This window comes from Actinomadura sp. HBU206391 (assembly GCF_014323665.1).
GTDB lineage: Bacteria > Actinomycetota > Actinomycetes > Streptosporangiales > Streptosporangiaceae > Actinomadura_C.
The window spans coordinates 1-11,085 of record NZ_JABVEB010000186.1 but is presented as its reverse complement, the minus strand read 5'-3'; the positions used below and the strand labels follow the sequence as shown (position 1 = coordinate 11,085).

Annotated in this window: 11 protein-coding genes; 5 read left to right on the top strand and 6 right to left on the bottom strand. The window is 67.6% G+C overall.

Features of this window, described 5'->3' with window-relative positions:
• On the top strand, positions 1-1,098 hold a 1,098-nt coding region (locus tag HKK72_RS30145; RefSeq protein ID WP_222721315.1), incomplete at its 5' end, for a sugar kinase.
• Positions 1,099-1,385: 287 nt separating this feature from the next.
• Here HKK72_RS30145 and HKK72_RS30140 read toward each other — a convergent pair.
• The gene (locus tag HKK72_RS30140) at positions 1,386-2,720 is read right to left on the bottom strand and encodes a hypothetical protein (RefSeq protein WP_187237832.1); all 1,335 of its coding nucleotides are present in this window, start codon (positions 2,718-2,720) and stop codon (positions 1,386-1,388) included.
• Positions 2,721-3,060: 340 nt separating this feature from the next.
• Between HKK72_RS30140 and HKK72_RS30135 the strand changes: the two genes are divergently transcribed.
• Positions 3,061-4,647 carry a hypothetical protein gene (locus HKK72_RS30135; RefSeq protein WP_187237831.1) on the top strand — a complete coding sequence of 529 codons (1,587 nt, stop codon included), beginning with the start codon at positions 3,061-3,063 and terminating at the stop codon, positions 4,645-4,647.
• A gap of 741 nt (positions 4,648-5,388) precedes the next feature.
• Here HKK72_RS30135 and HKK72_RS30130 read toward each other — a convergent pair.
• Both HKK72_RS30130 and HKK72_RS30125 read right to left on the bottom strand, forming a co-directional pair.
• Positions 5,389-5,580: a DUF397 domain-containing protein gene (locus HKK72_RS30130; RefSeq protein WP_187237830.1), complete on the bottom strand. Its 192-nt coding sequence runs from the start codon at positions 5,578-5,580 to the stop codon at positions 5,389-5,391.
• Positions 5,577-6,293, bottom strand: coding sequence for a DUF5753 domain-containing protein (locus HKK72_RS30125; protein ID WP_261987341.1), 717 nt, complete (start codon positions 6,291-6,293; stop codon positions 5,577-5,579). The genes HKK72_RS30130 and HKK72_RS30125 overlap by 4 nt, the downstream gene beginning before the upstream one ends.
• A gap of 539 nt (positions 6,294-6,832) precedes the next feature.
• Here HKK72_RS30125 and HKK72_RS30120 point away from each other — a divergent pair.
• Positions 6,833-7,267 carry an ATP-binding protein gene (locus HKK72_RS30120; protein ID WP_187237829.1) on the top strand — a complete coding sequence of 145 codons (435 nt, stop codon included), beginning with the start codon at positions 6,833-6,835 and terminating at the stop codon, positions 7,265-7,267.
• Positions 7,268-7,392: 125 nt separating this feature from the next.
• Positions 7,393-7,887, top strand: coding sequence for a hypothetical protein (locus tag HKK72_RS30115; RefSeq protein ID WP_187237828.1), 495 nt, complete (start codon positions 7,393-7,395; stop codon positions 7,885-7,887).
• Positions 7,888-7,909: 22 nt separating this feature from the next.
• Here the strand turns inward: HKK72_RS30115 and HKK72_RS30110 are convergent, their stop codons facing one another.
• From HKK72_RS30110 to ligD, 3 genes are all read right to left on the bottom strand, one after another.
• Positions 7,910-8,452, bottom strand: a complete 543-nt coding sequence (locus tag HKK72_RS30110; protein ID WP_187237827.1) for a dihydrofolate reductase family protein — start codon at positions 8,450-8,452, stop codon at positions 7,910-7,912.
• A gap of 61 nt (positions 8,453-8,513) precedes the next feature.
• Positions 8,514-9,563, bottom strand: a complete 1,050-nt coding sequence (locus tag HKK72_RS30105) for a sigma-70 family RNA polymerase sigma factor (RefSeq protein ID WP_187237826.1) — start codon at positions 9,561-9,563, stop codon at positions 8,514-8,516.
• Between the two features lie 119 nt (positions 9,564-9,682).
• Entirely contained in the window at positions 9,683-10,651 is a 969-nt protein-coding gene (gene ligD / locus HKK72_RS30100) for a non-homologous end-joining DNA ligase (RefSeq protein ID WP_187237825.1), read from the bottom strand.
• Between the two features lie 138 nt (positions 10,652-10,789).
• Between ligD and HKK72_RS30095 the strand changes: the two genes are divergently transcribed.
• On the top strand, positions 10,790-11,085 hold a 296-nt coding region (locus HKK72_RS30095), incomplete at its 3' end, for a hypothetical protein (protein ID WP_187237824.1).

Genomic DNA, 11,085 nt, shown 5'->3' with positions numbered 1-11,085 from the left:
CCCATTCTCGCCGTTCGCCCAGCGGACGAGTGCCGCTACGATCTCGTCGCACTCGGCGAAGTGATGCTTCGCCTCGACCCCGGCGAGGGGCGGATCCGAACCGCGAGGACGCTTCGGGTCTGGGAAGGCGGCGGGGAATACAACGTCGCTCGTGGCCTGCGTCGCTGCTTCGGAATGCGTACCGCGATCGTCACCGCGCTCACCGACAATGAAGTGGGCAGGCTGCTGGAGGACCTGATCCTCACCGGCGGCGTGGACACCTCACTGATCCAATGGGAACCCTTCGACGGAGTCGGCCGGCTCACCCGCAACGGCCTGAACTTCACCGAGCGAGGCTTCGGCGTCCGAGGAGCGCTCGGCGTGTCGGACCGCGGTCACACCGCGGCAAGTCAGATGCGTCCGCAGCAGACCGACTGGGACCACCTCTTCGGCGCCGTCGGCGTACGGTGGCTACACACCGGCGGGATCTACGCCGCGCTGTCGGAATCGACCGCACAGGTCGTCGAGGCGGCAATGCTGGCGGCACGCCGGCACGGAACAATCATCTCTTATGACCTGAACTACCGACCCAGCCTCTGGGAAGCGGCAGGTGGGAAATCCCAAGCCCAAACCGTCAACGCGCAGCTGGCGAAACTCGTCGACGTCATGATAGGCAACGAGGAAGACTTCACCGCCTGCCTCGGATTCGATATACCGCAGACCTCCGACGACCTCCGCGAACTCGACCCTGCACACTTCCGCGCAATGATCGCCGATGTCGTCGACGCCTACCCGAATCTCCAAATCGTCGCGACCACATTGCGAACCGTCCGCACCGCCACCGTCAACGATTGGGGCGCCATCGCATGGGGCGACGGCGCCTTCGCCGAGGCCACACCCCGTCCCGGGCTCGAGATAATGGACAGAGTCGGAGGCGGAGACAGCTTCGCCGCCGGTCTCGCCTACGGGCTGATGACAACGGGAGACCTGGCAGCCGCAGTCGAATACGGCGCCGCCCACGGAGCGCTGGCCATGACCACACCCGGCGACACCTCAATGGCCACACTCAGCGAGGTGCGCAGACTCGCAGCGGGAGCATCACCACGCGTCCGCCGATAGAGCGCTGCCACGTCAGCCTCGCCTCGCGGCTCCCCGCGCGCACGTGAGGAACATGGTGTCGGTGCTGGGGGCTTCCTCGCGGATGACAGGGTGTTCGGTGGCAAGCGCATGCCCGCACCACACCCTCCGAGGTTCCGGCGCCGGGCGGTCGAGTTTCCGCGCCTGCCCCGCCGCTCCGAACGCCGGATCAAGGCCGCTGGTTCCCCGGCAAAGTACCCCTCAGATTTCAACGGCGACCCGACATTCCGCCGCTCATCCACACCCTGGCCGAAGCCGAGTGGACCCCGTCACCGTCGGCGGTCGGCCGACCGGGCGAATAGACGGTGGAAGCTCTTGTCGTTCTGGCGTGTCGATTTCGCGCTACGGTGATGTTGGTGCTGGCCGACGTGGACCCTGACCAGCGACTTGTTGCTCTCCCGGCGAAGGCCCGCGAAGGCCTGCGGGTTCTGGGCGCACGCGGGACCGTGTTCGGCTCGTTCGGCTCGAGCGGTGTGAGGGTGGAGACGGTGAGATTGCGGATCCGGTGCACGTCGGTGAACAGCCCCGGTGGAGGCCGCAAAGCCGAACCGGTAGCTGTCGGGCACCGGTTGGGGCGCGGCGAAGTCGAGCATGCGCTGGAAGCCCTGGCCGTCGTTGAAGTCTATGTCGATGCTCGCCTGCGGGTCCGGGGCCGGAGTGATACGGATCCGTACGGTGCGTTTCTCGGCTCCAGCACGGCCTGGCAGAACAAGCTGGAGCGACTGGGCCCCGAAGCAGAACGTCCACACCGTGTCACCCACCGACGCCTCACCAGCGGCTGAGCCAGTGGATGCCCCCGCCTGCCGTGGGTGGCCGACCCGCTCGAGCCAGAGGAAGACGAGCCGTACAATTCCCGGCCTCTCGGGGCGGCGATTGGAGCTCATCGACGACATGGTCGGGCCGCGCTCCCGCTGCGGGGCGGGCGTCACGTTCCCTCCTGGGCGGCGTGGAGGATCTGGCGTGCTTCGTGGAGGAACTCGCGGCCACGCTGCGTAGCAGCGAGCGGCGTGGTGGTCCGGTCGATAATGGTGAATCCGGCGGCCGGGGATTCGGGTGATGAGGGCCAGTCGGTTCACCGCGCCAGCGCGCATGGTGACCGCGCGCATGGCAGGCGATGGCGGTGCAGGCAGGTCCAGATGGCCGATGCCGCTGTACTCGCTGTGGTGGCGAATCGGCAAACCCCAGTTCCTGGCCAACCGCATCAAGTAATCAGCGGTGACACCGCGTTCGCGAGCCAGCGCGTTCATACTGCGCAACTTGTCAACATACTCACGGTGTAGCCATACGCGGCTGATGCCGGATTCAGGCGGTGGTCGGCGGTAGGAGCGGCGTGGTGGGACGCCATCGTGCTTGAGGAGCCAGCGGATGGTCGCGGTGGCGCAGCCGGCCATGGCCGCGATCTCAATGACGGGGAGATTTTCCTCCTCGTACAACTCGCGCAAGTGCGGCGGCTCGAGGACCTGCTCGCGGGTACGCGATCCGGGCAGGCCATGGGCCATCGTCGCTTGCCTGCCGACATCGATGATCTCGCAATACAGCCGGACGTGTTCGGGGGTCAGCCCAAGCGCCTCAGCCGCCTCATCGACGAACTCGGGCGCGGCCAAGGTAGCCGTCGCATCGCCCGTTCATGGTGAAGGGGTCGATACCGGGCCAGGACGGGCAGCTGACCCAGTGCACGGGCGGTTCCCAGATGAGGGGTTCGTCGATTTCATGCCGCTCGAGATTGGCCCGGGCCTGCTGGCGCAGGAATTCTCGCAGCGAACGCGGCGCGTGGTAGCGGAACTCGGTACAGCGATGCCCGAACGGTTTTCTCGCGCCCGGTGGGTCGCGGGTGTTCGCCGGTGAGCAGCAGGCGCAGGTACCAGCGCAGGACGGCAGTGCGCGACGCATAGCCGGCGCTCCAGCCGTGCTGCAGGCGCAGTCGTGCGTAGGCGTCACAAGCACTTGTCCAAGGACGCCGAGGATACGAAGGCTGCCCTGCGGATGTTGTGCCAGTCCCTCGCCGTCGGGACCGATCCGGCCAAGGCCGTGCACGTGGACGATGCCTTCCTCAGGCGGCTCGCGGCGGCGGGTCGCGCCCAGCACGCGGTACCGGGTGGGGGCACGGTGCGTGGCTATCAGTCGGTCGGCACCATCCTGAACGCGTTCTCCGGCTCACCGCCGTTCTCCGTGCGTTTCATGGAGACGGTCGGCCGCGACATGATCGCATACGACCGTGAGTCGTACGCTCAGTGGCGCGGCAAGCCCGTCGCGAAGGATCTCGGAAAGTGGACGCCGATCAACAATTTGGGTACCTGGGCGCCGCTCGGGGATCTGACCCGGCATTACGACCTGGGGCCGTTGCTGAACCCTCGTCAGCAACTTCCGGCTGTTCCCTACGATGGGCGCACCGATGTCCTGGGCTCATTGCTCAGCGTCGCCGCGGCCGACTCCAAGGGCGCTCAGGCTCTCTTGGACTACACGCCGGCCGGACAGCACAAGTCGTACCTGGAATACCTTCTCCACGAGCGCCGATCCGTATGGGCTCGCACCGATCACGGTGCGAGCCTCGGCCAGACGATGCGGGCCGCGATGTCGGGACACGACGGCACATCGCAGAAGCTGTTCAAGGAGATGACCGAACTCGTCGGCAACGATGTCCGGCAGTTCTACAGTTACGACAAGGACCACAAGCTCAAGTTCACTGATCCTCACGGCCAAGCCGACGACCTGTCCGGCATGCGCTACAGCCTCGGTGAGATCATGCGCGCCCATCTCGAAGACCTCGACAACTCGCTCGCGGCGAACAAGATGGGACTGAAAGGCCCGCTCGATCCCGCGGACATCGACGCCTTGTTCGCCGAGGTCGCCCAGGACGACCAGGTGTTCGCCGCCCTGGTGCGAGATCAAGTCGGGCGTACCAGAGCACAGATCGACCGGCAGTACGCCACAGGCAAGGGCATCGACGCACTGCTGATCTCCGAAGGCAATCTGTTCGGCCACCTGCTCGCCATGCGACGAGAAGTGCTCATCTCCCATGGCGTCAAGGTCGACGCGGCCAACGCGCAGATGAAGAGCTACATCGACCAGGGGATCGGGCTGGTTCCCGTCCCCTACGCGGATCTCTTCGGCAACGTGTCCAAAGGCGTTTACGAGCAGGCCGTGACCAGTGGGTACGGCAAGGTCGGCGACTGGCTCGCCAAGCAGGGGGAGCAGGGCGGAGGATCCGCCGAGCAGGACGCCAAGACCGCCAGCGACGAGCAGGCCGTCCTGAGCCTGCTCCGCCAGATGTCCTTGGGCGCCTCCGTGGATTACGCCCGTGACGTCGGCGCCAAGGCGGCTGGCGAATCATTCGCTGACAGGCGGGGCAAGATTCTTCCACCTGAGAAATGGGTGGGCGACTCGGAGAAGGTCAATGCCTTCGTTAAGTGGTGCAAGAAGAATAATTTCGAGGCACCAAGGATCAGTGAAGACATCGAATCGACGATCAATAATAGTCGCAAGGGCGCGGTAAGTAGCTTCAATGCGGAGTCGGGTGAGTTGGCGGGATGAACGGCCCTAAACGTTGGATGCTTGTCGCCTCGGGCTCCTGTATCGCCCTGGCATCCGCCTGTACGGTCGATAGTGACGAGGCTCCGGTGAAGCCCTCGGCGCCGCCGCCGTCAAGTGTCAGTCGCACAGAGTCGCCGGACGCCGGGGCGGTGGTCGACCGCGCGCCCTACTGGTGTGATCTGGTTCCGAAGGATGCGTTTCGACAGGTCAGCGGCATCACTGGGAACCTATTCGAGCACTGGAGTGCCCGCCTGCCTGACAACGGTACCTGCCTCGTGCGAGATCAAGAGGAGTCTGGTCCCCTAGGTGTGGGATGGCTTACGGATCACGCTCGAGAGAAGGTCTCCGGTCGGTTGGAGCGTATTCGTGCACAGGTCAGCAATGATGATCCAGTCAGATTGCCACGAGAACTCGGTTTCGGCTTCACCGCCTACGCACCCGGTGAGGATGATTCCGCTCCCTACGTCGCGGTCGCCGCGTTCAGGTGTGGTGCTCGGAAGCCCTTGATTGACATCGATCTGCGCCGTGTTTCGGCAGGTCGGGACGCGACCAAGGACTTGACGGATCTGATGCGTATCGCACAGAAGCGGTTCGGTGAGCTCTACCACTGTTCTCCGAGACCGTCGTGAAAGGGATCGGCATCGACGGTCGGCCTCTTTCGTGATGTGCACGTCCCAGCGGCCGGGGTGTGCAGATCACGATCGTCAGCGTGCTCGCCCGAGCATTGGTGGCGAGCGTGCGTTAGCCGGATCGGCGCACGCGGCTGACGAAGGCGGCCCACTCTGGCCGGGTGAATTCGAGCACGGGGCCTGCCGCCCGGGCCTTGGAGTCGCGGACGCCGACGGTGCCGTCGGCGGCCAGCGCCACCTCGACGCAGTCTCCGTTCGGGTCGCTGCGTCGTGATTTGCGCCAGTGGGGGTACTTCGCGGTCATGAGCGCCGTCCTGCCTCATCGGTCAGCTGGTCCGCCGCCTTGCCGAGGAAGGTGAGGCTGTCGGCGGGCGACAGCGCGACCCGGCAGAGACGGTCGTAATGTCCTGTATATCGCGTCACTTCGCGGCGCTCGGTATGGACGAGATCAGTGGTGACGGTGTCGACCACCGCCATCGGCGGGTCGGCCGGATCGGGGAAGGCGTAGACCGAGAACGACGACTTCGGCAGCAGACCGCCGGTGATGCGGGCGTCGTACGGAAGGACCCGGACCGTGACGCGCGGCTCGGCGGACACCACCTCGATCAGGTGGCAGAGCTGAGTCGCCATCACCTCTGGCGGGACGCCGAGCCGGCGCACCACGAATTCGTCGAGAACCGTTTCGTAGGTGGGCCCGTCCGGGCTGAGCAGCCTGCGCTGCCGGTGCAGCCGGGCGTCCATCATGCGCTCGGGACGGTAGTCGACCGGCCCCTCGCCCTGGTCCAACTCCACCAGCGCCGCGATGAAGTCGCGAGTCTGCAGAATCGCGGGGATGCCCGTTTGGTTGTAGCTGTGGATGTTCTCGGCACCGGACTCGAGATCGGCATAGAGCCGCTGCCGAGCGCCCATCGCGTCGCCGAAGGAGTCCCACCAGCCGCGCGCGGCGGCGTCGCGCGCGAGCCGTACGACCCTGTCCCAGCGATCGCCGGTGACCTCGAGGACGTCGAGCAGATCCATGAGCTCGGCGAGGTCGGGGCGGAGCTGCCCGTTCTCCAGTCGACTGATCTTGGAGCGGGACTGGTGGACGAGGCGGGCCAGCTCGTCGGTCGTCAGGTCGCGCTCCTCCGCAGGGCGCGTAGCTCGGCCGCGAGCCGACGGCGTCGGACGAAGGGGCTGGTCATCACTACTCCAAGCGGGACGAGCCCGCGTCTTCGGCGCGGTAGTCGAACGTATCTTTGACTACGGTGCGTATTGAACAGCGGGGTTGACGGTCACGTGCGGCAACCAAAATGGGTGGCCGGATGCGGACACGAGGCTGTCGCCGCGGGCCGGACGCTGAACGTGCTGGATTCGCACGTGCGTGAGTGACGGTGTCGAGCGCCGGCACGTACGAAGCGAGCACGTTTTGTCGTCGGGCGTGCAAATCAAGCGGATGGCCGGATTAGGGCGCGAATCTCCGTACCGAGCTGAACACGGGCTGTGACGATGGGGGTCCTGGCGGTTCGTTCGATCGGGCCGTTCGACGACGGCCCATCCCCTTACCCGTGAGGTGCCCGATGCCCCTGACGTCCACAGCCTTGGCGTCCGGCCCGCTGCACTGGCGGCGAACCTTTCCCGGCGATGCCGAGGAGGTAGCCACTGCGCGGCGGCTCGTCGCGATGCTGCTGCACGACTGCGACGTCCTTGATGACGTGCTGCTCGCCGCCGACGAACTCGTGGCGAACGCGCTCCGGCACACCAAGTCCGGGCAGCCGGGCGGTTCGGTCACCGTCGAGATCGACCGGAGTCCGCGCACCGTCGCGATCGCGGTGACGGATCAAGGCGGCCCGACCGAGCCCGTCGCCGTGGAGGCCACGGAACTCGCCGAGTCCGGACGCGGCTTGCGCACTGTCTCGGTCTTGGCCGACCGCTGGGGTTGGTTCGGGAACAGCGAGGGTCGGACCGTCGCCGTGGTCTTCGACGTCGCTGCCGCTGGGCGGGACGGCGCATGACCCGTACAGGTGCGGAACTGCACGAGCTCGTCGAGGTACGGGTGCGGGAGCTGATGACGGTCGCCATGCGCGCCGACCCGGCCGGGATCGGCGCGGGCCTGGAGTAACTCACCGCACGCGGTCTGGTGGACGGGCATACTGCGGCGTTCCTCAGGAGGGCCCGTCGGCTGACCCTGGCGGGTGCGGCCGCGTTGAGCGCGGCGGTCGGGGTGCACCGGTACGGACCCGGCGCCGACGGAACGTGGAGATGTCTGAACTGCGGGACCGCCGAGCCGTGCCGGACACTGCGGCGGACGGCTGAGGCGCTGACCGCCTACCTGGGCGCTCAACCGTACGGAATCGACAGAGCGGAGGCGTGGCGACGTGCCGAGACGTGGCTCACGCGCGGTGGCCGGCCTCGGGTGGCCGTGGCGGTGGAGGAGTTCGCCGAGGGCTACATCGCGCGCCCGATCCCGTACGGCCCGGAAGAGCACGAGCACGAGCGGGTGGTCGTCGTCGACCGGCGGACGGGCGGACTCACCCTGTGGCCGGTACTGCCCGAGAATGTGCTGGCCGAGCAGTACCGCCGGTACAAGCTGGGTCTGCACCTCGGCCTGGACCCCGGTACTCATCCGGCCTGAGCCGTCCCGTCACTGACCGGGCTCAGCTGACGACGCGCAGCCAGAGGTTGGTCGCACTCGGCGCGTGGGTCAGGCTGAGGCGTTCGAGCTTGATGTTGGTGCCGCCCGGGTGGTCGAACAGCCGGACGCCGTCGCCGAGCAGGACCGGCGCGATGAACACGAGGAGCTCGTCCAGCACACCCGCTTCGAGGCACTGCCGGGCCACTTCGGCGCCGAGGATGTTGACGTACTTGTCACCCGCGGCCGCCTTGGCCGCGGTGACGCCGCTGTCGAGATCGCCGACGAAGGTGACCCCTGGCACCGCGGTGGCCGGGGCGTTGTGGGTGAGGATGAACTGCGGCCCGCTCCATCCTCCGCCGAACGGCTTGCCCTCCTTCTCGGTGCCCCTGTGCGGATCGTCGCCGCCGAAGGTGCGGTTGCCGACGAGAAGTGCGCCGATCTGGGGGATGAACTCGGCCACCGTCGGGTTGGGCCCGATGTGCTCGGTCAACCAGGACATGTCACCGCCGTGGCCGGCGATGAAGCCGTCCAGCGACATGGTGACCGAGTACAGCATCTTGGCCATGCGTACCTCCGTTGAGATCGATGTGGTCGACCCCTGTTGAGACGGCGGCCCGCGCGAAAACTCATCGGTGGATAGCTGGGAGCTCCGTGGGCAGGTCGAATGCCGCGAACAGGCCGATGTCGTGGAAGGCGGTGAGCTCCGCGATGAGGCCGTCCTCGATCCGCAGCACGCCGATCGCGAAGGCGCGGTGGGCAGGCTCGTCGCGGCCCCGCACGTAGGCCGCCACCGCCGGTTGCCGGTTGGCCCGGGTGGCCACCATCCGGAACCGGCCCACATAGCCCGGCGCGCCGGCGTCCCAGCTCGCCGCCAGAGCTCCGACGACCGCGTCACGTCCTTGAAACCACATCGGGTACGGCGGCATCGTCGTCCGGACCTCCTCGGCCAGCAGCTCGGCCACACCGGCGAGGTCGGCGCGTTCGACCGCGTCCATGTACCGCCGCAGCACCGCCCGCTCCTCCTCGGTGGGCTCGGTCGACGGTGCCCATTCCATGCGACGTTCCGGCAGGTGGTGCCTCAGAGTCTCACGGGCGCGCTGCAGAGCGCTGTTAACCGATGCGACGCTGCCGTCCAGCAGGGCGGCGGTCTGTTTGGCAGGCCAGCCGAGTACGTCGCGCAGGATCAGCACCGCCCGCTGCCTGGGCGGCAGATGCTGGATCGCGGCCAGGAACGCCAGCTCGATCGTCTCTCTGGCGACCACTGCGGCGTCGGGCCCGGCCTCGCTCGGCTCGGCCGGTTCCCACAGCCGATCCGGGTACAGCTGCAACCACGCGATGTCGGTACGGGGTGCCGACCCGACGCTCGGGTCCGACGGCTCCGCCAGATGGTGGGGGAGGACGCGGCGGGCCTGGCCGTCGAGCGCGTCGAGGCACGCGTTCGTCGCGATCCGGTACAGCCAGGCGCGGAACGTCGAACGGCCCTCGAAGCCACGGACGTTCTTCCAAGCGCGCAGGAGCGTCTCCTGCACCAGGTCCTCGGACTCGTCGAACGAGCCGAGCATCCGGTAGCAGTGCACCCGCAGCTCGCCCCGATGACGCTCGGCGAGCGCCGCGAACGCCGACTCGTCGCCCGCCCGCGCAGCGGCCACCACCACATCGTCGTCACGCGCGCCCAATGGCCGTCCTCCGTCCGTTGTCCGTGGTTTCAGAGCGGAAAGCGGCCGGCCGGGGCCCGAGCACCCGCCGATCCGGCGATGGGCGCAGCGCCGTTCCGCTATGGCGGCGGCCGCGCGGCTCAGTGACCTTCGGCACGGCGGGCGCGGGCGCGGCGTTTGCCCTCGTGCATCGCTTGTACGCGTGCCACGGGGATGGTGTGGCCCTCCTCGATCAGGTCAGGGCGCAGTCGCTGCGGCTCGGGCAGTTGATCGGCCCAGGGATCGTGGTCGGCGATCAGCCGTGCCGCGGTGTGCACGGTGAAGTCGGCCGGTGTGACCCGATCGAGCTCCTCCCAGGCCACCGGGAACGACACCGGTACGCCGGGCCGGATCCGTGGGCTGTACGCGGCCACGACCGTCGCCCCGCCGGCCCGGGTGGAGTCGAGGAAGACCTTGCCTCCGCGGTCCTCTCGGATGAACGCCGTGGTGGCGAGTTCGGGGTCGAGGCGTTCGGCACGCGCTGCGATCGCGCGGGTCGCCGCGGCCACGTCCTCGATGGGCGCGTCCTCCGTGATCGGCACGAAGATGTGCACGCCCTTCGCCCCGCTGGTCTTGACCGCGCCCGCCAGCCCGGAATCGGCCAGTGCCCGGCGGACCAGATGCGCGGCGCGTACGACGAGCGGGAACGCATCGGCGGACGGCGGGTCGATGTCCATGATGAGGTCGGTGGGGTGCTCCCAGCCATCGGCCCGGATCAGCATCGGGTGGTACTCGATCGCGCGCTGGTTCGCGAACCACAGCAGCGTGCGGCGGTCGTTGCACAGCGCGTACGACACCTCGCGCTTGGAGGTCTCGGCCCACATCGGCACCTTCGCCACCCACGGAGGGGCGTACTTGGGGACGTTCTTCTGCATGAACGGCTCTTGGCCGCGGAGCACCCGTACCACCGAGAGCGGTCTGTCCCGCAGCACGGGAATGATCCGGTCACGGACGGCGTCCAGGTAGTTCACCAGATCCCGCTTCGTGGCGTTCGCCCCCTCGAACAGCGGTTGGTCGAGGTTCGTCAGCGACACCCCGTCCCGCACCTTGTCCTCGTCGTCTCCGCTCATCTCAGGCTCCTGCCCGTTCGGCGCACTGGTCGCAGACCCCAGAGTAGGAGTAACGACGCATGCGGAAAGGGGCGTACGGTCGGAGAGGATCACCCGGGGCGCCTCACCGCAGGGCGGGGATGCTGCCATCATGGCCGCATGGTGGCCGTGACCCTGAACGAGTCCGCCGGTTCCGTGGTCGTGATGAAGCTGCAGACCGAGACGTGGGAGCTGAACATCTGGGCCCCCATGACGGACCTCGTGCGATTGCACGACATCGACGACGCGGACTGGGACACGCGCCGCTCACTCGCGATAGGTACCTGTGCCGGCTCTCCTGTGCACTGGGCGATGAGCGGCGGCCGGGCGACGATCCTCATCGGCCATGACGACGAGACCTGGGACATCGCCGTGACCGTCCCCGTGCAGACCGTGCACGAGATCGCCGCTCTCGC